This is a genomic window from Ureibacillus xyleni (assembly GCF_900217795.1).
GTDB lineage: Bacteria > Bacillota > Bacilli > Bacillales_A > Planococcaceae > Ureibacillus > Ureibacillus xyleni.
In genome coordinates this window covers 221,865-243,928 of sequence record NZ_OBMQ01000002.1, presented here as the reverse complement: position 1 = coordinate 243,928, position 22,064 = coordinate 221,865, and the positions used below count along the sequence as shown (strand labels likewise).

General features: G+C 34.1%; 19 protein-coding genes and 1 riboswitch. Of the genes, 6 read left to right on the top strand and 13 right to left on the bottom strand.

From position 1 onward, the window contains the following. Positions 1 to 6: 6 nt before the first annotated feature. On the bottom strand, positions 7 to 2,367 hold the full coding sequence (locus CRO00_RS05015; RefSeq protein WP_097072573.1) for a bifunctional 2',3'-cyclic-nucleotide 2'-phosphodiesterase/3'-nucleotidase: 2,361 nt from the start codon (positions 2,365 to 2,367) through the stop codon (positions 7 to 9). 262 nt (positions 2,368 to 2,629) lie between these two features. Then, positions 2,630 to 2,833: an alpha/beta-type small acid-soluble spore protein gene (locus CRO00_RS05010; protein ID WP_097072572.1), complete on the bottom strand. Its 204-nt coding sequence runs from the start codon at positions 2,831 to 2,833 to the stop codon at positions 2,630 to 2,632. A gap of 229 nt (positions 2,834 to 3,062) precedes the next feature. Beyond that, positions 3,063 to 3,244: riboswitch (Lysine riboswitch) on the top strand. 119 nt (positions 3,245 to 3,363) lie between these two features. Here CRO00_RS05010 and dapA point away from each other — a divergent pair. Then, positions 3,364 to 4,248 carry a 4-hydroxy-tetrahydrodipicolinate synthase gene (gene dapA / locus CRO00_RS05005; protein WP_097072571.1) on the top strand — a complete coding sequence of 295 codons (885 nt, stop codon included), beginning with the start codon at positions 3,364 to 3,366 and terminating at the stop codon, positions 4,246 to 4,248. 40 nt (positions 4,249 to 4,288) lie between these two features. On the opposite strand, the gene CRO00_RS05000 is transcribed toward dapA, so the two are convergent. Beyond that, positions 4,289 to 5,053: a DUF2935 domain-containing protein gene (locus CRO00_RS05000; RefSeq protein ID WP_097072570.1), complete on the bottom strand. Its 765-nt coding sequence runs from the start codon at positions 5,051 to 5,053 to the stop codon at positions 4,289 to 4,291. Positions 5,054 to 5,520: 467 nt separating this feature from the next. Between CRO00_RS05000 and CRO00_RS04995 the strand changes: the two genes are divergently transcribed. Next, complete coding sequence (locus tag CRO00_RS04995) at positions 5,521 to 7,029, top strand: methyl-accepting chemotaxis protein (protein ID WP_097072569.1); 1,509 nt, start codon at positions 5,521 to 5,523, stop codon at positions 7,027 to 7,029. A 47-nt stretch (positions 7,030 to 7,076) separates the two neighbouring features. Here CRO00_RS04995 and CRO00_RS04990 read toward each other — a convergent pair whose 3' ends face one another. Further along, positions 7,077 to 8,546 (bottom strand): sodium:solute symporter family protein, encoded by a 1,470-nt coding sequence (locus CRO00_RS04990; RefSeq protein WP_097072568.1) that lies wholly within the window; start codon positions 8,544 to 8,546, stop codon positions 7,077 to 7,079. Between the two features lie 4 nt (positions 8,547 to 8,550). Next, entirely contained in the window at positions 8,551 to 8,730 is a 180-nt protein-coding gene (locus tag CRO00_RS04985; RefSeq protein ID WP_097072567.1) for a hypothetical protein, read from the bottom strand. A gap of 158 nt (positions 8,731 to 8,888) precedes the next feature. Here CRO00_RS04985 and CRO00_RS04980 point away from each other — a divergent pair, with 158 nt between their 5' ends. Then, a complete protein-coding gene (locus tag CRO00_RS04980; RefSeq protein WP_097072566.1) occupies positions 8,889 to 9,938 on the top strand; it encodes a tartrate dehydrogenase in 1,050 nt (349 codons plus the stop codon). 411 nt (positions 9,939 to 10,349) lie between these two features. On the opposite strand, the gene CRO00_RS04975 is transcribed toward CRO00_RS04980, so the two are convergent. Genes CRO00_RS04975 through CRO00_RS04965 form a run of 3 tightly spaced genes read right to left on the bottom strand, consistent with a single transcriptional unit; the run spans position 10,350 to position 15,217 of the window. Then, the gene (locus CRO00_RS04975) at positions 10,350 to 12,122 is read right to left on the bottom strand and encodes a DUF2357 domain-containing protein (RefSeq protein ID WP_097072565.1); all 1,773 of its coding nucleotides are present in this window, start codon (positions 12,120 to 12,122) and stop codon (positions 10,350 to 10,352) included. Next, positions 12,106 to 14,091, bottom strand: coding sequence for an McrB family protein (locus tag CRO00_RS04970; RefSeq protein ID WP_097072564.1), 1,986 nt, complete (start codon positions 14,089 to 14,091; stop codon positions 12,106 to 12,108). Before CRO00_RS04970 ends, CRO00_RS04975 begins: the two co-directional genes overlap by 17 nt. Before the next feature lies 1 nt (position 14,092). Then, positions 14,093 to 15,217 (bottom strand): hypothetical protein, encoded by a 1,125-nt coding sequence (locus tag CRO00_RS04965; RefSeq protein WP_097072563.1) that lies wholly within the window; start codon positions 15,215 to 15,217, stop codon positions 14,093 to 14,095. Between the two features lie 196 nt (positions 15,218 to 15,413). Between CRO00_RS04965 and CRO00_RS04960 the strand changes: the two genes are divergently transcribed. From CRO00_RS04960 to CRO00_RS04950, 3 genes are read left to right on the top strand one after another with little or no spacing between them, the layout of a single operon-like run. Then, positions 15,414 to 16,028: a TetR/AcrR family transcriptional regulator gene (locus CRO00_RS04960; protein WP_097072562.1), complete on the top strand. Its 615-nt coding sequence runs from the start codon at positions 15,414 to 15,416 to the stop codon at positions 16,026 to 16,028. A 16-nt stretch (positions 16,029 to 16,044) separates the two neighbouring features. Then, entirely contained in the window at positions 16,045 to 16,869 is an 825-nt protein-coding gene (locus CRO00_RS04955; protein ID WP_097072561.1) for a CPBP family intramembrane glutamic endopeptidase, read from the top strand. Positions 16,870 to 16,919: 50 nt separating this feature from the next. Next, positions 16,920 to 17,795 (top strand): alpha/beta fold hydrolase, encoded by an 876-nt coding sequence (locus CRO00_RS04950; RefSeq protein ID WP_161946616.1) that lies wholly within the window; start codon positions 16,920 to 16,922, stop codon positions 17,793 to 17,795. 39 nt (positions 17,796 to 17,834) lie between these two features. Here the strand turns inward: CRO00_RS04950 and phoU are convergent, their stop codons facing one another. From phoU to CRO00_RS04925, 5 genes are all read right to left on the bottom strand, one after another. Beyond that, entirely contained in the window at positions 17,835 to 18,494 is a 660-nt protein-coding gene (gene phoU / locus CRO00_RS04945) for a phosphate signaling complex protein PhoU (protein WP_097072559.1), read from the bottom strand. 14 nt (positions 18,495 to 18,508) lie between these two features. After that, positions 18,509 to 19,282, bottom strand: coding sequence for a phosphate ABC transporter ATP-binding protein PstB (pstB, locus tag CRO00_RS04940; protein ID WP_237658335.1), 774 nt, complete (start codon positions 19,280 to 19,282; stop codon positions 18,509 to 18,511). Between the two features lie 86 nt (positions 19,283 to 19,368). Next, positions 19,369 to 20,196: a phosphate ABC transporter permease PstA gene (pstA, locus tag CRO00_RS04935; RefSeq protein WP_097072558.1), complete on the bottom strand. Its 828-nt coding sequence runs from the start codon at positions 20,194 to 20,196 to the stop codon at positions 19,369 to 19,371. A 1-nt stretch (position 20,197) separates the two neighbouring features. Beyond that, a complete protein-coding gene (gene pstC / locus CRO00_RS04930; RefSeq protein ID WP_097072557.1) occupies positions 20,198 to 21,103 on the bottom strand; it encodes a phosphate ABC transporter permease subunit PstC in 906 nt (301 codons plus the stop codon). A 43-nt stretch (positions 21,104 to 21,146) separates the two neighbouring features. After that, positions 21,147 to 21,989 carry a phosphate ABC transporter substrate-binding protein gene (locus CRO00_RS04925; protein ID WP_097072556.1) on the bottom strand — a complete coding sequence of 281 codons (843 nt, stop codon included), beginning with the start codon at positions 21,987 to 21,989 and terminating at the stop codon, positions 21,147 to 21,149. Positions 21,990 to 22,064: the final 75 nt, after the last annotated feature.

Here is a 22,064-nt window from a genome sequence, read left to right as displayed (position 1 = left end):
TCGATCTTATTTTAAAGAATATTTTCCAAAGCCATCTGTGCCTTCACCAATATATTTAATATTGCTGTTTGAAGGGATCACATCTACTGCTTTTTTCGATGTTTCAAATACTACATTTACACCTTCAGGAAGTTTTGCAAATTTCCAGTTTCCATCTGCAGAAGGGTCAATCGTTTTATTCGCAATAATGTATTCAATTATTGCTTGACGGTTTTCATCTGGATAGATTTCAACATATGATGCATTTCGTACACCAGGGAACGTCCCATTAGCGCGGTAATTGTTTGTAGCAACGATAAACTCTTGTTTTAAGTCAATTGGTTTACCGTTATATTGTAAGTTAACAATACGTTCAGATTTTTCATTTACTACTTTACCACTTGGGTCATATTTTGCAGGTTGAGTTACATCAATCTCATAAGTGACACCATCAATCACATCATAGTTATAAGAACGGAACTCTGAATTTATTAACTGTTGTTCAGTAGTTTTAGCAGGATCAATTTGGTTAAACTGACCAGCAGTCATTTCTAGCCATTCTTTCACATCTGCACCTGTTACTTTTACAATCGCTACAGTATTATCATACAAGTATAAATCAGCTACGTTTTTAATCGCTAATTCACCTTTTGGAACGAATGTATAGTATTCAGGATCGCTACGAGTACCCGCTTTAAATGGAGCTCCTGCAGAAAGTACTGGTAAATTCTCAAACTGAGTACCTTTGATTTTCCCTTTAACATATTCTGTTTGTGCATTTGTTACAATTTGAATAGATGGATCGTCTTGTACTTGTGAGAAGTAACTATGAATATCTGCAGTTGTACTACCTACTGCTTGGCGAACATATTTAATTGTTCCTTCATGGGCTTCTTTTACAGCTGCAGCTACTTCCATATCAACATCAGATGCATCTTCCGCTATTTTACGTACTTCTGCTTTAGAGTTAATAACTTCCCATTCTTCACCTTGCTGTTCAAGAGTTAAATCAATAACACCTAAATGGCTACCATATTTTCCTGGCATCACGACAGGTACCCCATTGATAGTTCCTTGTTCTAAATCAACTCCTGTTAACGATGCGTCCACTTGCCCTGGGAACACTTGGTGGGCATGGCCTGTAATAATTGCATCAACACCCTCTACTTTTGTTAGTAGATACGTAACGTCTTCTTCTCCTACTTCATGAGTTGTATCTCCTAATCCAGAATGTGAAAGAACGACGATCACATCTGCTCCTTCTTTCTGCATAACAGGAACAACTTTTTCAACAGCTTGAACGGAATCATCCACAACAACTTTACCTTCTAAATGAGACTTGTCCCAATTTAATATTTGTGGTGGTACAATACCAGTTACCCCAACTTTAATTGTGGATTTATTACCATCTGAATCTACAACTTCTTTATCAATTAGCACATATGGTGTATATAGATTTTCACCAGTTTTTGCATCTTTAACATTTGCATTTACATATGGAAAGGCAGCATCGTCTAATACTTCATCTAAATAATCTAATCCATAGTTAAATTCATGATTACCAAAAGTAGAGCCATCATACTGTAATAATTCCATCGTTGTAATAGATGGGTGCTCTTCCCCGTCCTTTAGAACTTCTACTGATTGTTTATACGAACCAAGTGGTGTTCCTTGGATACTATCCCCGTTATCAAATAACAGAGCATTTTGGTTTTCTTCTCGAGCTTTTTTAATAAGTGTCGCTGTTTTTACTAAGCCTAAACTATTAGACTCAGTATCTTTGTAATAATCGTAATTCATAATATTTGTATGAATATCAGATGTTCCTAAAATTCGCAATGATACAGTCGTGTTTGCTTGGACTGGTGAATATTCTTTTAAGAAACGTTCTAATATATTGTTCATATGTCTATTGGATAATACATTTGTTGGTTTTAATGTTTGATCTCCATAACCTTTTAATATTCCTAATGAGATTGCTTTCGCCACTTCATCACGATTTTCTTGCACAATATCTTGGCTATCTTTAAATTTATCTAAAACATTTTCCGAGTAAGTTTTATCATTTTGGATTGCATTTGCAACAATGATTACTGCCTCTTCCCGAGTAATTTTGTCATTAGGAGCAAATTCAGTCTCAGATTTTCCTGCTACTAATTTTAATTCAATTGCTTTTTCAATATACGGTTTTAAAGTTTCAGGCACATCCTCAAATTTCACCGTTTTTCCTGTGCCTAGCTTTACTCCCATTGCATCAATTACAGCCTTTACATATTCCCCACGTGTAACCTCATCCGATGCATTTGCAGCACTTACATTATCAACATGCGCAATACTTGTAGCTGCAAGTGATAACATTAGTGCAGAAGCAGTTAACTTTTTCCACATAAAATCCTATCCCCTTCATTTTCTAGAATTTTTTAACAACTCAATTCTAGCAAAAAAAGGAATATAAATATACTAAACTGCTTATTTTAAAGAAATATTTTTACTGAGGAGATTATAATTAGAGGAGCTAATCGACAAAACGCAACTAATAATAAAAAAGTACAGGAATGAACATATAAAAAATTGAAACACTAATAGAAAGTAAAAACTAAAGGCTGACACAAAAAACAACTTTTTTGTGTTAGCCCTTAGTCACTAATGATTATTGTCCTGAACGTCCCCTTAATTGTGCTTCTGCCATTTGAACAAGACGTTTTGTAATTTCTCCACCAACTGAGCCATTTGCACGAGAAGCATCTTCTGGTCCAAGATTTACACCAAACTCGCGTGCAATTTCAAATTTCATTTGATCAACTGCCGCTTGTGCTCCAGGAACTTGTAGCTTGTTTGAACTGCGATCTGCCATATTATCACCTCCTTGTGAAGTTAGATTGTTCAGATAGATTGTTTTAATACAAAGTTATTAGTACCTATAAAGTATCAATTTCCCTCGTATAAAAATCTCACTACAAAATTTAAAAGGTTGATTGAAATATGCAAAAATTCTTTTTACTTTAAATAATCTATTGCATTAAAGCATGAAACAATGTACACTATTTGTTAATTATATATTTTCTTATTTCAAAAACTTTTGAAGTAAGGATAGAGGCGCAAAGACCATTAGTACACAATTAGAGGATAATGAGGTCCATTGACAATTGTCGAAAGGGGAATTTGCCGAAGCTACAAGATGCTCATGAAATCTTGAAGCTGGTTCTGTTGTTGAATAAATGCAGAACTGTCATATAGGTTTTCTATATGGAGGGCTATCTTACGCAAGGAAATGACTTTTATTTCTAAGCAATAACGAGTCCTCGTTATTGCTTTTTTGCGTTTACAACTTAACGCCCTTCTCCCTCTATTCGATTATAAAAATGATGAGGATGTGGAGAAGAAATGAATTTCGGAAAAATTTTAACTGCTATGGTAACTCCTTTTGATCAAAATGGTGAAATTGATTGGCAGGCAACTGAAAACTTAATTAATTACTTAATTGCAAACGGTACTGATGGATTAGTTGTATCTGGTACAACTGGTGAGTCACCAACATTATCCGAAGAAGAAAAAATCCAACTATTTAAATTCGCAGTAAAAGTAGTAAACGGTCGAATTCCTGTTATTGCAGGTACTGGTTCTTATAACACTAAAGCGTCGATTGAACTTACAAAAGAAGCTGAAAGTGCAGGCGTTGATGGCATTATGCTTGTAGCTCCTTATTATAACAAACCATCACAAGAAGGACTTTATCAACATTTCAAAGCAATTGCGGAATGTACTGTTTTACCTATTATTTTATATAACGTTCCAGGTCGCAGTGTTGTTAACATTTCCGTTGAAACAGTTGTACGACTTTCAGAAATTAAAAATATCGTAGCGATTAAAGAAGCGAGCGGCAATTTAGATGCTATGGCTGAAATCATTGAAAAAACACCTGAACAGTTTTCATTGTATAGCGGAGATGATGGATTAACGATTCCAGCACTTTCTATCGGTGGAACAGGTGTAATCTCTGTTGCATCTCATATTATTGGGAATGAAATGCAAGCAATGATACAAAAATTCTTAAATGGCAAATTCCAAGAAGCTGCACGTGATCACCGCAAACTTTTACCAGTTATGAAAATATTATTTGCTACACCAAATCCAACATCAGTAAAAGCTGCATTAAACTTAAATGGTGTTAATGTTGGTGGTGTACGTTTACCAATGATTCCACTAAACGTGGAAGAATTAAACACATTACAAGAAGTTTTAAAAACAATTGAAAAAGTTAATGCTTAAACTATAAAAAGCGTCTCTCAAGATTGAGACGCTTTTTCCTTTATTCTGCTTTTGTTGATTGCATCAATTTCATTAAATAATACTGTTCTTCCCTCGCCATATGATCTGCCATAGATGCAGAGAATGTTCCAAGGACTTCCGCGCTTAATTCCATTTCTTTAAGTTCATTTAAAAATGTTTTAAACAATCCCATTTCCACTTCGACATCATGATTAAATTTGTTCAATGCTGGGAACCTTTTAACATTAGTCCGTAAATACCCTGTTAACTCAACTGCCTTTAAATAAAACTGTTCAAAGTGCTTTGTAAATTCATGACTTTTCTCTTTTAGCATTTTTTCTACTCCATCAAGTCGGTCATTAATTGCTCCCGCGTGTCCAGCAGCATCTATTAACCAAACTAAATGATGATGTAATTCGTGAAAAATTGGAGGGACCTTTTTCACTTTTAAGTAACTAAGAATGAGCTGGTATTCCTCTAATTCATTGACCATATGATTCATAAAAGTAGGAGTTAAATGGATTTTCATTTGGCCTAATAAATGACGTTTTATTAGTGAAAGTTTAAATTGTTTTAACTGAGCAACGAGTCCTTCCACATTATTTGTAAAGGTCTCAATATTTGATTCGTTTAATGCATCAACTTGCCCACGAAGTTGATCAAAATGCTTAATGAAGTATGAGGCTTTTGAAATATCATCTTTTTGTGAAGGATAAAGCGAATCATGAATAAAGCGGCTATGGTCACTTAACACATGGAGCCAAAACGAATGTTCGAACACAGCACTTCTTAAGTAATTGGACATTAGCTCATCCCCTTAATCGCACTTTTCTTCTACTTTATTCGACAGTTGTAAATTTTATTAATCCGATAACTTCAGGATAAAGAAATCCCCTAAATATTTATCCATATTTATCAAACAAAAAATTAGTAATGTTTTTTACGAATATAAAACTATTTTCGTATTTTAATTTTTTTGTCTAGATACATCTTACCAACCATCAAACTCCATATTAAAAACTTACGACAAATAGGTATAAGTATCTACATCATATTACTGGCGAATAATACAATGTGTTTATATTACTATTGCTTAAGTAATTTCCTGGTGATAGACTCAGACTGAAGAAAAAAGAGTATTAACTAAAGAAAAATTTTACTTCGGATAGTGATAACATGAATATTTTACATAATAAGTTTTTCTAGAATTTATCCTTTTTTCAATAAATGGACCAAACTTTTATTATTTAAAATAGAGAGGAGAAAATAATAATGTTTTTTAAAGATCCATCAAAGAAACAGTTAGATTACTTGTTAGAACAAAGCCGAGAGCTAAAAAAGGCAATTCAAGAAAATCATGTAACACCATTCGAATTAGAAAATACCAACGAAATTGTAAAGGAAATTCTAGATAATTTTAATTTTGCTATACAAAATACATATTCCTCGAAAGAAAATACAGAAATTCGCTTAAATTTAGTTACAAAGGCAATTCAAGTTGGATTATGGGATATGACCGTTATCGCAGGTGACCCGGTTAATCCCCATAATGAGTTTATTTGGTCTGATGAAATTAGAAGAATGCTAGGTTATCGGGATGAGAACGACTTTCCAAATGTGCTTAGTAGCTGGGCTTCTAAAATTCATCCAGAAGAACAAGAATGGGTAATTCAAGCCTTTGCTGACCATTTAAACGACCATTCAGGAAGAACCCCTTATAATATTGAGTACCGTCTTCGTAGGAAAGATGGCGAGTATAGATGGTTCCAAGCAACTGGCACAACATTACGTGATAAAAATGGAGTCCCTTTACGTGTAGTTGGTGCTCTATTTGATATTCATGAAAAAAAATTAGAAAATGAACAGCTAGACAGTTTAGTAACTCGTTATGATTTAATGATGCTTGTATTGGAGGAAGCTCCTTGGGATATGGAAGTAGTACAAGGAGATCCTGTTAATCCCAACAATGCGTTTTGGTGGTCAAATCAATTTAGGAAAGTGCTAGGCTATAAAGATGAGACGGATTTTCCAAATGTTTTAAGTAGTTGGAGTGATAGCCTACATCCAGAAGATCAAGAAAAGTCCGTTCAAGCACTGGTAGATTATTTAAATGACTATTCCGGAAGAAGTACATTCGACATCGAATATCGACTTAAAAAGAAAGATGGTACTTTTCGATGGTTCAGAGCCCGTGGTGAAGCAGCACGTAATCCGAATGGGGTTCCCCTACGTGTAGCAGGCACAATTCGAGATATCACTTTCGAAAAGAATAAGAGTGAAGCTGTAGATTCAATTATTAATCAGATTGGTCAACTTTCTACAGCGATTGAGGAAATGACTCAAGGAATTGAATCGGTTACTGCCCATGCTCAAGAATTAGCTTCAGCCCAAGAACATTCTACTGTCGCTGCAAAAAAAGTAAAATCAACAACTAATGAAACAAGGAATATTTCTAACTTCATAAAAGGCATTGCTGACCAGACTAATCTTTTAGGTTTAAATGCATCCATTGAAGCAGCCCGCGCAGGAGAACAGGGACAAGGATTTGGAGTTGTAGCAAACGAAGTACGAAAATTAGCTTTAGGAAGTGCAGATGCTACAGTAAAAATTGAAAGTAGTTTAAATGAAATGACGTCACTTGTTGATGAAATTCTTGTACATATTGACACAATGTCAGACATGACACAAACACAAGCATCATTAACAGAAGAATTAAATGCAGCAATCGAAGAAATTAATAGTACGGCTATATCACTAGTACGTCATGCAAAGTCAATTTAATTAGCACATAAATGCCCGAAAATCCATTTATGATTTCCGGGCTTCAATTATTTAAATTTATTCAATTCTATTTTAACATTATTTAAAAATTCATTGGCTTTTTCTTCAGGCGCCTTTGTCATTAAACTTACAACAACAAATAATACTGTTGAGAGCGAAATTCCCCATACCCCTGAAGTTAGTCCTAATGGTTTTAATTTGAATAGCTCAAGAACAATAACAATAACTCCACTGATAATCACACTCGATAACACACCCGCTGCCGTTCCCCGTTTCCAAAAGAATGTACCAATAATCGACGGTACTACAACAAGTAATCCTGCAGAGGAAGCAACAGATAAAACAGCAATTAAATCTAGTTCCAATTCAGCAAATAAATACGCTAATATTGCAATAATCGGGATAACAATTTTACCAACTCGTAATTGCATTTCGTCGGTTGAATTTTTCCTGAACTGACTATAAACATCTCGCGCAAATAAAGATGAAAGAGTAAGCAAGATTGAATCAATTGTGGAGATTGCTGCAGCCATGATTCCGACCATCACGATTACACCTAAAATCGGTGGTACTGCTTCAGAAGATAGGACCATTGGAGTTGCTAAATCAGCTTTTTCTAAATTTGGAAACATCACAACTGCTGAAAAACCCCAAATAACTGCTACAAGTGTATAAATTAATCCGAATATCATAAAACCCATAAGCATTATCCGTAAACTCTTTAAAGAGGCTGGCATATACAATCTCTGACTAACCTGTGGATTGGATAAACTAAAAAAGAACCAAGGTATCGTCATGCCAAGAAATGTTGCAAAACTCCAAAAGCCGTTTCCCGGTACTGATAAATGCTCTGGTTTCGTTGTTTCAATAGAGCCAAAAAATTCACTAAACCCGCCCAAGCTATGAACAAGCATAAGTACGACAACCGTTGAAGTGATGATCATAAAAACAGCTTGTAATGAATCCGTCCATGCAACAGAACGAATCCCTGCAATATAGGAAAATACAATCGCAACAACTGTAGCAATAATTACGCCTGTAGAATAGGAAATTTCATTATTCGTCATGCCTTGTAATAAATAACCTACCCCTGAAAGTTGTACTGCACTATAAGGGATTAAAAAAATACAACTTGTGATAGAAACGACTAAAGCTACATTTTTATTATTATAGCGATCCCCTAACATTTCAGATGGGGTAATATAACCATATTTCTTCCCCACTACCCAAAATCTTGGTCCAAAGAATGCAACAAGGGATACTCCCATTAAATAAATTAATTCAAAACCGAGTGCACCAACGCCACCATTATAAGTTAATCCTGCTAATCCTACTAACATAAAAGCACTATAGGTTGTAGCACTATAACTAAGGGCAGACACAATCCCACCCATTTTTCGATCGCCTAGAAAGTAACTCCCCATGTTCGTTTGCTTACCGCTTCTAGATAAATAGGCAATAAACAAAGCTATGAGGATGTAAATAATAATTCCCCACCAGACCATAGATGTTGTCATAACTTCACTTCCAATCTTTTGTTAGAAAAAAATTAATCCCAATTACAATACATGCCAGCACTGTCCATATTAAAAAGCTACCATACCATTTTGCCACATCAGTTAACATTGTATATGGAAGGATGTATGCTAGCATAATAATTAAAAGGATAGCGAGTGCCCACTTCAATTCATTACTTTTCAAATAATCACCTCATAAGATCATTGACTGATTATTAGTATAACTAAATACTTACAAATTAAAAATCATCAAATTTTTTGTTCATTAAAAATAGTATTTTTAATAGCAGAATTAAGTTATATTTTAATAGATTGAAAATTCAATACAAAGGAAGTTTTGGAATGAAAACATATAAAATTGCAGTAATCCCTGGAGATGGTATTGGGAAAGAAGTTGTCCCTGCAGCAATCGAAGTGTTAGATTATGTGGCGAAACTTGACGGGGGCTTTCAATTTGAATGGACCTACTTTCCATGGGGATGTGATTATTATCTAGAGCATGGCGAAATGATGCCAGAAGACGGGATTGAGACGTTAAAACAGTTTGATCAAGTCTTTTTAGGTGCTGTCGGAATGCCTGAACTTGTTCCGGACCATATTTCACTTTGGGGCCTACTGATTAAAATCCGTCGAGAACTGAAACAATCGATCAATGTTCGCCCTGCAAAACTATTAAAAGGACTTCAATCACCATTGAGAAATCCGCAAAACTTTGATATTACCGTTGTCCGCGAAAATTCAGAAGGTGAATATTCCGATAGTGGTGGTCGAATTCATCAAGGTGCAGACGAAATCGCGATTCAAAACGCAATCTTTACTAGAAAAGGTACAGAACGTGCTATGCGTTATGCCTTTGAATTAGCAAAAAACTCACGTCAACATGTAACAAGTGCTACTAAATCAAATGGTCTTACTTATTCCATGCCGTTTTGGGATGAAATATTTGATGAGGTGAAAAAGGACTATCCAGACATCGATACTGCTGTAAATCATATCGATGCATTAGCTGCATTCTTTGTGATGAAGCCTCATGCATTTGATGTTATTGTTGCTTCTAATTTATTTGGAGATATTTTAACGGATCTAGGTGGCGCCATTATGGGAAGTATCGGAATTGCCCCAGCTGCTAACTTAAATATCGAAAGAGAATTCCCTTCCATGTTTGAACCAGTTCATGGCTCTGCTCCTGATATTGCAGGAAAAGGAATTGCCAACCCAATTGGCCAAATTTGGACAGGTAAAATGATGCTTGATTTCTTAGGGCATCAAGACACTGGAACAAAAGTTTTAAATGCCATTGAGAACACTTTAGCTACAGGCGTAAAAACTGGTGACTTAGGTGGAACCGCAACGCTTGAAGAAGTGAAGAATGCAATTTTAAATCAGCTATAATTGAAGATCGATCCTAACTCTAGATTTGAGGAGTTAGGATTTTTTTGCTCAGTTATCGATGTTTTTTTATTATTTTCACTAAGTTTTTGGCGTTCATCTCCCTTATGAAGACCATTTCCTCATGGCTTTTACTAAGTTTTGGCGTTCATCTCTCTTATGAAGAATATTTCCTCATGGCTTTTACTAAGTTTTGGCGTTCATCTCCCTTATGAAGACCATTTCCTTATCGTTTTTACTATGATTTGTCGTTCACCTACTTTCACTACGCTACACATAGGGTGTTAATTTAATACTTGCATTATCACACTCATAAACCTAACCCTTAATTTTTTATTCTTTAGGAATATAATTTCCTAGAAAATATAAAACCGTTTACCCGATAATCAAATCGTGATAAACGGTTTTTGTATACTAGTTTCTATTCAGGATTACCCCAGCTTCCTCAGCATCTAAAATCATCTCGTTTATTAAGTCTTCAAGCATTTGTTCAAAATGAGCTTTAGTTGATTGTGGAGTTAATGGTACTAAATTAATACTTTTATCATTCAAATAATCTATTCCATACGTATTATATTTGTCTGGGTAAAGGACAATCACCCGATGAACTGGACGAATTCTCTCCCACCGTTTCTTATTATAAATAAAAGGTGAACGAATATGATCAGCATAACTAATCAACTGATTTTTTGAATCCATTAATACATCTCGTTTTCTATACTTCGAATCTAGAATAATACTTCCGATGTAGACCCCCTGAATAAAGAGGTCAATTCTGATATCGGGTTTATTGTTATCTCCGGTTGTATAGATTGGCTTTGCATTTTCCGTTTCTTGTTGTGTTTTTGGAACCGTTTCATCATAAAACACTTTAAACTGCATGTTGCCTTTTTCCAGTTCAAAGTTGGCTCCGGCCGGAATCGTAGGAATGACAAATAAGTTATCAATCGTTTCATCCATTTCGCCAAAAAACCATTTAGGCGCATTTGTAAATTGATAGTTTTTTGACTTAAAGTAGTCTATTACTTTAAAAAAGCACCAAATTTCATATAATTGATCAGTACGTTTCCAATGAGATTTCCAAGCAGGATGCAAAGCAACATCCCGCTCAGATGTAGTTATATATCGATGGATTTTTAATAATTTATTGTACCGTACATCCATATGCATCTTATCCGGTATAGAGGAACTAGTGATATCTGAAACTTCCTTAAACCAATAATTTAGTTGGAATCTATCTAACATCGCCTTTAGACGAAATGCGGTTTGTCGATAGTTTTCAAGCTGTGTTAATAAACTTTTTCTTCTATTCCGTGATACATAGGATGAAAAAAGATCCTCACCTTTTTGATATTGATTAATGTTATATTCAACTTGTTGCAAAAAATCCAACGTTATCAGTGACCATTTTTTTACGATTCGTTTCAACAACCGATTTTCAGGTAAATCATAATTGACCAAGTTTTTACGGGTCTTTAAGTAAGTTGTGGACTCTGGATGTTTAAGTTGATATTGAATAGATACTGCATCAACATGGGATGGTTTTTCAATTGATTGAAGAGCATAATCCCTTTTTAAGGTGAAACGTACTTTATTCGATAAATCCATAAATATCATAGTTAAATCATCATAGTAAAAGTCTAAAACTTTAAAATGCTGAAACAGAGTTAAATCAATATTCAGTTCTTGAGCGATATTTTGTTTCCTTACAACATCATATGCTAAACCTTTTAATTGATTTTCTACTTCATTTCGCATCGTGTTTAGTTGCTCATCTGATAAACGATTCGATATTACTTTAATAAAGGAATAATAGTTTTCTCCCTCAATTGTAACAGTAAGGCAATAGATTCCTGGAATATAGGGGTAATAGTTGATTTCTGAACCATGCTCAAACAATGTCAAAGCACCCGGATGAATATAAGCATTGTTAAATTCATCGTACTCAACTTTTCTATCTTTTAAAATATCTAAGCCATCCATCGACAATGTAGCTCTGGTATTTTCACAGCCAAATTTTAATTCTAAATTTAAGTTCTCTCTAATGATAGTATATGGATATAATTGTTCATCCCATTCTTTGAAATCCCTTACAAAATGTTTTACGCGGATAGATTCTTGTTCCCCATCTTTGTACTTCTGAATAAATTCAACGGTAAAACCTAATTGATTAGTATGAATAACCATATAACTTCAACTCTTTTGCTTTTTGCTCGATAATTTCTTTGCTTTTTGTGAAAGAAGAGAGAGCATCATATTTTCCTAGTAAATTAAGTAACCTACTATTAATGATTTCCCCTTCTTGGATATACGTACCTAACACCTCTCTTAACTGCTCATCCGAACCTCTTACTTTCGTTAAAACGCGCTGTACAATTTGACGGTCTAATCCATCTTTGCGAGTGATGAACTGCTGTACAGGTAAGTTCTCAAGATATTGATCAATTTGGCGAACAATTCTAGGTCCAACTCCCACTTGACGATTTGCTTTATGGAGTAGTTGATGTAATTCCCAAAGAAGTTCTAATTCCACATCAGATAAAGAAATAACTCGGTTGTCATTTTTGAAACTTTTATATGTTTCATACTTTACTTCTTCTCGGTTATGTTTCTTTTTGTCCGTTACATCCTTTAAATATGTAAAAGGCAATACTTCGAGATTAATAACATTTGAGCGATCCAACACTTTGTCACTAAAATGATATGTAGATTCATCAATATTAACTGTCCCTACAAACAAAACATTGTCTTGAATTAAAATGGTTGGTGGATATTGCGCTGAGTTATATAATCGATTTTCTAAATCATCATTGTAAAGTCGCAAAATCCTTTTCCCCTGTTCCATTTCTAAAATGGATAAGAATTGAGAGAAATAATGTTCTACTCTTGCTAAATTCATTTCATCAAAACATATTAAGAATAGTTTATCCGGGTGACTTTCTGCTTTTTTCAAGGCGTTAATTAATCCTGAGTCGCCTGGTCTGTACACCATATGCATTGTATCCGCATAACCAATTAAATCTGAGTCAGATGTCCATGAAGGGTTCACAGGAATCACAGTATATTGTTCGCCTTTTAAACCTAGTGCTTGACTATAAGAATCTACCAATTTACTTTTCCCCGTACCACTCATCCCAGATAAAATAACTAATGTAGAAGACTTCATTGCAGTATGGAAATTAATTAAATCTTCTCGAGTGTAGCATAACCTTGTTTCTTTCGTTTGCGTATAAAATGATTCAAGGAATTCGAGTTCTTCTAATTGTTCTGAAGATGTTTCGTTCATTTGAAGTTCATGTGAAACAGAAGAAGATTCTACGTGAATCGTAACTGGTTCGTGTTCAATCAACTTCTTATCAGAATCCTCAACGCTACTTTTTTCCACTGTTAGAGTTTCAGGAAGTTCTTTGCTATCTTTCATCACATCAGATATTTCCTGATAAATTGATAGTGGGATGAAAATAATATCTTCTACTCCATTAATAAAATAGCATTCTTCTAACCAAGCAGTTGAAAACTCTACTCCTTTTAATTCACTGCTAAGTTCAAAGCTAAAACCACCAAATGCATATTGATGTTTTTCAAACTCTCCGAATAGTTTGTAGTGATCATCATCGTCGTATGTTTCTTTCCAAAGAATAAAGGAAGGTGTATCATCTGATTCATGAGATATCCCATCTATTCTACCTATAAACTTTTTACTAACTAATCTTTGTAGAAATTCATCAAAATCAAAATTATGCGATTGTTCACTGAAGATTGGAACTGGAATTAAACTAAGTTCATTATGAAAACTTGGTAATTTCGGTATGACTTGAACATCTTTCGCGTTAAATACTTCTTCGTGATTGTAGCGAACTCTTCGTTCAACCTTAAATACTAATAATTTATCATCAAGCCAATTTTTTAAATCCTCTTTTCTCACTTCATCGCTTGCAATATAGTCGTCTTCAAATCCCCATGGCTCTAAATCCGAATTAAAGCATGTTACTGTTTTTACATTTGGAAAGCTATCTGGGGGTCGAGAAATGATTTTCACATTAAACTGTAAGCTGTTTTGTTTATTAATAAAAACAGAATCCCATGTTGAAAAATAATCATATTGAGGTGTATCTAAAACTCCAATTAAAAATGTATCCCATATTTTTTGGCTCACTTTAAATTTTTCCCTTCTCTAAAAATATTTTCACTTTATTGAAGTCACTAAAGTTTCGAGCATTGCCTTCAAATTTTTTAATAATTTTTCGCTTTAACGGTATCGGTACAAGATAATCTAATATCCATACTTCATGAAATTGTGGAATCTCTTCTGACTCAATAATTTCTTTTGGATTAACAATAATAAACTCAGGATTTTTAGATTCTTTTACAATTTTGTTTTTAGGGTCTCCAACAATTAAAATTTTCTTGATTGTTGTTTGTGTTAATTCCTTTTCTTCTACTGCTTTTGCTTTTTGAGTAGTATCTTTATTTGTATTAATTAACCTTGCATGCAAATGAGCAATTTCTTTTTTATATTTTTTTATCTCTTCCTCCAAGGTTTGCTGATTCGTCTTAAGCTTCTCAATATCGCTTTTGGTTTTCTCATAGTTCGATTTCTCCTTTGCTATATCTTGTAACAATTGAAACTTCTCTTTAATCCACGTTTGTTTTTCATCTTTGTATTCTTTCTTTAATTTCGAAAATTTCTGTTCCCAATTGTCGAGTTGTTTTTGTAAATTTTGATTTTTAGACTCTAATTTTTTTAATACTCGCTCATTTCCCGACTCATCCTCATCATTAGTTGGTATATTTTCTTTCGTTTCTACTACATCATTAATTTCTACTTTTTTAACCACATTTTTTTTCACCAATTCATCTATCGATTGAACATTATATTTTTGGAATATAGCTTTTAAAAATTCATCCGCAGCGTTATGATGTTCTCCCTCACTACTTGTATAAAGGACTCCCAAAATAACATGTAATTTTACTCCACTTTCAAACTTTTCTATTAATTGATCATTACTTAGCTCTCTTATATTAGTAATTTCATTTACGTCATCATTATCGTCCTCCTCATTCCTCTCTTGTACTTCTGCTAACGTCTTATAAAAGGTACTGATCATCGCTAAATTATTTGCCTTTAAAGCCTCTGAAACTATTAATTTCCTTGCGACTTTTATATTGTCATTGTTAATTTTCCGGAAGCCCTTTACTTTTAGCTTCCAAACATCGGTCAGTTCAATTAACTCCTGATCTGAAATACTGTTTAATAATTCTTTGCACTTATCTTTTTCCATCAATTACACCACCTCTTATTTTTTGCAATCTTTTGAATTTAATTATACCTTATTTTAATTACTATATCTGTAAAGTATTTAAAAATCTTTCAGTTACAATCTCGGAAAAAATTTACAAAATGCATTGTAAAAAGAGAACGTTCTCGTTATTATAAAGCGAGAGAGTTCTCTTTTTAAAAAATGAAGGAGTAGGATTATGACACCAAAAGTATCTAATGAATATAAAACACAAAAAAAGAAAGAAATTTTATTACACGCAAAAAATGTTTTTAAACGTAAGGGATTTGAACCTACAACGATGAAAGACATTAAAGAAGAAGCGAACATAAGCTTTGGCGGATTATATATGTACTTTTCAAATACGGAGGAAATTTTTCTACAGTTACTCGAATTAGAGTTTGAGGCAAATGACGAAGCATTAGCGATTCACCATTCGAATTCGATTTGGGAGCAAATTCAACTTTTTTTACAACATCAAAAAGCGGATTTAAAAAACATGCGCGATACATTAATTCCTATTTCATATGAATATTTCGTTACTGCATGGAGGGAGAAACATCGAGTTCCTTTTCTCGAAAATCGATATCACGTGGCAAAAGATAAATTTACTACCCTTCTAAAGATGGGCGTTGCAAATGGAGAGTTTACACCTACGATATCAATTGAAGACTTAAGCAAATTATTAATTTCCACATTGGAAGGTTTAAATGTTAGTGCGCTCTTCCTAGAAGAAGATATAGGAGATTTCGATAAACAACTAGATGCGTTGCAAAAATTGTTAGAACTAGCTTTACAGGTACAAGAAAAATAACGGTGGAGGTAAATCGGTGTCGCTAAAAAATCATCTTTCCTCATCTTTTGGAGTCTTTTACTTATTAATCGTTTGTTTACTATTTCGGCTGTTAGATATCTTTGTATGGAAAATGGATGAAAAAATTGGGGAGATTATTTTATCGAAAACAATCGGATTGATTCTAATCATCCTTTTTCTTATTTTCACAAACAAAAGCATAAATTATATTCACCTACGTAAAATCAATTTAAAACCGAGTATAACCTTAGCCTTTCTTCTAGCAATTTTAGCGTTGCTTATGTGCTACAGCGTAAAATATATTTTTCTTTTATCTACTAAAACTGAACCTGTTATTGCTTTTAACAATCAATATACAATTTTATCCATTTTTCTTTTTGTTTTTATTGGCAATTTAATCAATACATTAATGGAAGAAGGATTGTTTAGAGGGTTAATGATACAAACCTTTATAAACAAAATGCCATTCTGGGTTGCAAATTTACTACAGTCAATTATTTTTGGATTATGGCACATTCCTTGGATAATTAAAGAATATACAACAGGGAAGATTAATATGGGTACCATGTTATCAAATAGTCTACTGTACACATTAATATCCGGTATTATGGGGTTCATCATGGGTTATATGGTTTATCGTACTAAAAATTTATGGACCTCCATTACATGGCATTTTGTATGGAATTGTACAATGAATCTTTTCATAATTAAAACTTTGTCACATTCAGAGCTTTACCAAATTTCAGATATATTATTTTGGCTTATGTTCTTGTTATTTAGCGCGCTATCTATAGTAATCACCTATTATTCAACGAGAAGAATTGAGCGTGTTGTACAATGAGGATAGGAAAAATTATTAAATCAATATTATTATCTTTTTTACTTTTATTTGTGGGGATATTTCTTTATCATTCTATTTCTAGTTATGAAAGATTACCTTTTGTTGGAGAAATGATAGATATTGGGGATTACCAACTCCATATGTATGCAACCGGAAACAAGTCAACTCTCCCAACGATTGTATTAGAATCTGGTTCAGGGACCCCCTCCTCTTTTTCTGATTGGCAATACATTCAACCTGAGCTTTCAAAAATAACGAGAGTCATTTCGTACGACCGTGCTGGCTATGGCTGGAGTGAAGGAGCGAATAATGATCGCACTGCTGAGCAAATTGTTCAAGATCTCCATAAAATGTTAGAAGTTTCAGGAGAAAAGGGTCCTTATATTCTAGTTGGACATTCCTTTGGTGGTTTTACTATGCAATTATTTGCACACGACTATCCTAAAGAAGTTGTAGGAATCGTTTTATTAGATTCATCGATTATTGATAAAGGTCCAAAAGTAACTGACTCATCCGTATTTATTCAAGGGACTTTAAGAAAGGTAGGCGTGATGAGGATTCTAGGTGAGATTGGAGCACTACCTGTTCCAGAAGCAGTGATGACGAGTGAAATATCAAGGGAGTTTTTATACCGCAATTTTTATAATGCAGATCAACAAAGTGAATTAAAACTAATGGAGACGACTGAAGAACAACTTATACCTGTTCATAACCAAGGATTAGGTACGATTCCTATTTCAATTCTTTCATCAAGAGCGGAAGAAAAGGAACATAAAGATTGGCAAGCATTACAAGATAATCTACTCCAATTATCAACGAATAGTAATAGGTTGATTGTAGAAAACAGTAGTCACTACATTCATCATGACCAGCCTGAAATTGTCATTGATAGTATTTTAGATATGCTGAATGAAACGACAAATTAAGCCAAACCCGAAATTAAACGAGTTTGGCTTTATTTTATACTATGGATTAAAATCAAACATTTGCCCTTTAATTAAAAAAGCTGTGCTCTCAGCGATATTTGTAATATGATCTGCAACTCGTTCAATATAACGATTTACAAAAAGTAATTGTACAAGCTGATTTGTTTCTTCTGGGTGTTCACTTAAATAATTAGTAAGTTTCTTATATGTTTCAATATTATATTGGTCTACCTCATCCTCTAAGTCACTCACTTCCTTAGCAAGAGCAATGTCTTCTTCCAAGAAAGATTTAAGTGACTTTTTCAACATTAAAATTGAGATATCTTTCATTTTCTCTAAATCTGTTAAATCTAATAAACTATTCGCTTTCCCAATTTTTATTGTTGATTTTGCGATGTTTACTGCAAAATCGGCAATTCGTTCAACTCCATTCGAAATCTTTAAAACACCTACAACTACTCGTAGGTCTCTCGCAACGGGTTGTTCTTTTGCCATTAACCATACTGCAAATTGATTAATTTCCAATTCTAGATTGTCAATATCAGTATCTTCTTCAATTACTTTTAACGCAATTTCAACATCTTGCGTTTGTAAAGCTGTAAAAGCTTTTTCTAAGGCGTCTATTGATAGTTCGCCCATTTCATTGATTTTTCTTTTTAGTTCTTTTAAATTATTTTCAAAGTTTTCACGAATAACCATTTGTTCCCCTCACCTTATCCGAATCGACCTGTTACATAGTCTTCAGTTCTCTGATCACTTGGCGTTGAAAAAATCGTATCGGTATCGTCAAATTCCACCACTTCACCATTTAAGAAAAATGCCGTTTTATCAGAGATACGTGCAGCTTGTTGCATGTTGTGAGTTACAATTACAATCGTATAATCTTTTTTCATATTTGTTATTAATTCTTCAACTTTTAATGTTGAGATTGGGTCTAGTGCTGAAGTAGGCTCATCCATAAGAATGACGTCTGGTTTCATTGCAATTGCACGAGCAATACAAACTCTTTGCTGCTGACCACCTGATAAACCAAGAGCGGATGATTTAAGACGATCTTTTACCTCATCCCAGATGGCTGCCCCTTTTAAACTTTCTTCTACAATTTGATTTAGCTCTTTTTTATTTTTAATTCCTTGCATTCTAGGACCATAAGCAACATTATCATAAATTGACATTGGGAAAAGATTTGGCTTTTGGAAGACCATTCCTACCTTTGTACGCAATTTAATTACATCATTGTTTTTGTATACATTTTCACGGTCAATCATAATATCACCAGTAATTTTCACACCATCGATTAGGTCATTCATTCGATTTAATGTTCTTAAAAAGGTTGATTTACCACACCCAGAAGGACCGATTAATGCCGTGACCTCTTTTTCACGTATATTCAGAGATACTCCATATAATGCTTGTTTCTCACCATAAAATAAGTTCAAATCTTTTACAGTTATTTTTGATGCTTTCTCTTCTCTTTTTATCTCCATCTGTGATTGCACCTTTACTGTTTGATTTTCTTCCATCACCAATGATTCACTACGTTCCATTACTGCGGTACTCATAAATGCACTCCTTATTTATTGGTTGCTTTGTTAAGTTTTTTTGAAATCAATGTCGCCGAAATATTTATTCCTAAAATAATCACTATTAATACAATCCCAACAGCTGCCGCTAGCTCAATATCACCTGACTCTTGTGTAACTAAATATGAGTGAACAGTTAGTGTTCGAGCCGATGAAAATAGACTTTCAGGTAAAGCCGCTACAGTACCTGCTGTTAAAAAGATTGCAGCAGATTCCCCAACAATACGTCCTATGGAAAGAATAATTCCCGATAAAATACCGGGCATTGCACTTGGTAAGATTACTTTATACAAAGTTTGTAGCTTCGTTGTTCCTAGAGCTAAGGACCCTTCACGATAAGATTGTGGTACTGTTTTTAATGCTTCTTCTGTTGTTCTAATAATTACAGGTAAAACAATAATCGTTAAGGTTAGAGATGCAGCGATAATGGACATGCCCATTTTTAATGTTGTGACAAAAAACACCGCTCCAAACAACCCATAGATAATGGATGGTATGCCTGTTAAACTTTCTGTTGCAAAACGAATTAACTTTACTAGTCGACCTTGTTTTGCATATTCTTGTAAATACAATGCTGCCAGTATTCCGATTGGGGTAGCAATAACTAATGAGATGATGATTGTATAAATGGTCGTTACAATCATTGGCCAAATTCCTCCACCTCCAGTAGGTGAATAATCGCCAAAAATAAATTCGAAACTTATCAAATTCATACCTTTTACGAAAATATAGCCAACAATCATGACCAGAACGGCAACAGAAAGTAGAACTGAAAGCCATAATAATCCACGTAATACGTAATCCTTCAGTTGTCTCAATTTAGTTACCACCCTTCGCACTGATTTTTGCTAATACAAAGTTTAAGATTAATATAAACGAGAATAAAACGATTCCTGTCGCAAATAACATCTCTTGGTGTGTACCTGCTGCATAACCCATTTCAAGGGCAATATTCGTCGTTAGCGGTCGCACACTGTCAGTTAAACTTGTAGGGACAATTAAACTATTTCCTGCTACTAATATGACCGCCATCGTTTCACCAATTGCACGGCCTAAACCTAATACAATGGCCGTCATGATTCCCGATTTAGCTGCTGGAACGACCACTTTAAAAATGGTTCCAATTTGCGATACGCCAAGTGCTAAAGAACCTTCACGATATGTGTTAGGTACAGCACGAATTGCCGTTTCTGCTACTGTTACTATGGTTGGTAACATCATAATAGCTAGTACTAGTATTACCGCTAATAAACTTTGTCCCTTTGCCAATCCAAATGTATTTTGTAAAAACGGGACAATGATTGCTAATCCAAAAACACCGTATAATACTGATGGAATTCCGGCCAACAATTGGATGGCGGGAGAAATGATTTTTGCTAATCTTTTTGATGCAATTTCTGCTAAGAAAATCGCTGTAAATAAACCAACCGGCACACCTATGATCAATGCTCCAATTGTTGCAAAAATTGAAGCAACTATCATTGGGAAAATACCGAACTTATCTTCACTCGGTACCCAATCCGTACCAAAGATAAAATCTATAAAGCTATAGCCCTCGACTAAAAATGGATGTGATCCTTTATAAAATACAAATCCAATGATTAACAATAAACTGATGACGGAGAGAAGTGCACAAATCAAGAAAACTCTTGATGATACTTTCTCTAAAAAATACTTTCTCTTATTCGCCTTACCAATCTCTACGCTGTTTGTTTGGATAGACACTTTTGTTTTCCTCCACGTTATATATTAAAATTGTTTTGTCTTCTTACTTTACTGGGATTGCCCCTGCTTCTGCTGCTATTCGTTGTCCATCTTCACTTAAAATAAAATCTATAAAATTCTGACCTGCATCCGTTAATTTCCCTTCTTTATAAACAAATAAGAAAGGCCTTGATAATTTATAATTTTGTTCCAATACGTTCTCTGCCGTTGCTTTTACACCATTAATATCAATGGTCGAAATGGTTTCGTCAATATATTCAAATGATATAAACCCAACCGCATGTTTATTGTTTGCAACTGTTGTTTTTATGTTTCCGTTACCACTCGCTATAATGGAACTTTTCACTAATTCACCCGAACTATAATCAACAATTTCTTGGAAAGCATCACGAGAACCTGATCCATCCTCACGGGAAACAACTACAATTTCCATGTCATCTCCACCAAGCTCTTTCCAATTCGTCACTTCGCCAGTGAAGATTTGTTTCACTTGCTCCAACGTAAGATTTTTCACCTGATTTGTTGGATGTGTTACAACGACAATTCCATCGTATGCGATTACCACTTCTTGTAACCCACTTGCTTGTTCTTCTTCTTTTAAATCCCTCGAGGACATACCGATTTCTGACACTCCATTGATGGCATTTGTAATTCCTGCCGAAGAACCAATTTGATTTATCTCAATGTTTGCATTATCTTGCTCTGAGTATTTTGCCGCTAATTTTTCAGCAAGTGGACCTACAGATGTAGACCCTGATATAGCTATTGTTGAACCATTGTTGCCAGATGCTTGTGTACTACTATCACCATTACTTGAACATGATGATAACAAAGCTAACAAAGAAAACATCAATAACCCCATTTTGACTTTTGTTAAAATGTTCATTCGTTACCTCCGAGAAATTTGGTTTGAAACTTCTATGTCGTTTTTTGTCTTAACTGTAGAATAAACTCGCAGTGT

Coding starts and splice junctions, on each gene's coding strand:
- CRO00_RS04980 (WP_097072566.1), top strand. CDS start 8,889: ATGAAAACATATAAAATTGCAGTAATCCCTGGAGATGGTATTGGGAAA.
- CRO00_RS04990 (WP_097072568.1), bottom strand. CDS start 8,546: ATGACAACATCTATGGTCTGGTGGGGAATTATTATTTACATCCTCATA.
- CRO00_RS04965 (WP_097072563.1), bottom strand. CDS start 15,217: ATGGAAAAAGATAAGTGCAAAGAATTATTAAACAGTATTTCAGATCAG.
- dapA (WP_097072571.1), top strand. CDS start 3,364: ATGAATTTCGGAAAAATTTTAACTGCTATGGTAACTCCTTTTGATCAA.
- CRO00_RS05010 (WP_097072572.1), bottom strand. CDS start 2,833: ATGGCAGATCGCAGTTCAAACAAGCTACAAGTTCCTGGAGCACAAGCG.
- CRO00_RS05000 (WP_097072570.1), bottom strand. CDS start 5,053: ATGTCCAATTACTTAAGAAGTGCTGTGTTCGAACATTCGTTTTGGCTC.
- CRO00_RS04975 (WP_097072565.1), bottom strand. CDS start 12,122: ATGGTTATTCATACTAATCAATTAGGTTTTACCGTTGAATTTATTCAG.
- pstB (WP_237658335.1), bottom strand. CDS start 19,282: ATGGAGATAAAAAGAGAAGAGAAAGCATCAAAAATAACTGTAAAAGAT.
- CRO00_RS04995 (WP_097072569.1), top strand. CDS start 5,521: ATGTTTTTTAAAGATCCATCAAAGAAACAGTTAGATTACTTGTTAGAA.
- CRO00_RS04960 (WP_097072562.1), top strand. CDS start 15,414: ATGACACCAAAAGTATCTAATGAATATAAAACACAAAAAAAGAAAGAA.
- CRO00_RS05015 (WP_097072573.1), bottom strand. CDS start 2,367: ATGTGGAAAAAGTTAACTGCTTCTGCACTAATGTTATCACTTGCAGCT.
- phoU (WP_097072559.1), bottom strand. CDS start 18,494: ATGGTTATTCGTGAAAACTTTGAAAATAATTTAAAAGAACTAAAAAGA.
- CRO00_RS04925 (WP_097072556.1), bottom strand. CDS start 21,989: ATGAACATTTTAACAAAAGTCAAAATGGGGTTATTGATGTTTTCTTTG.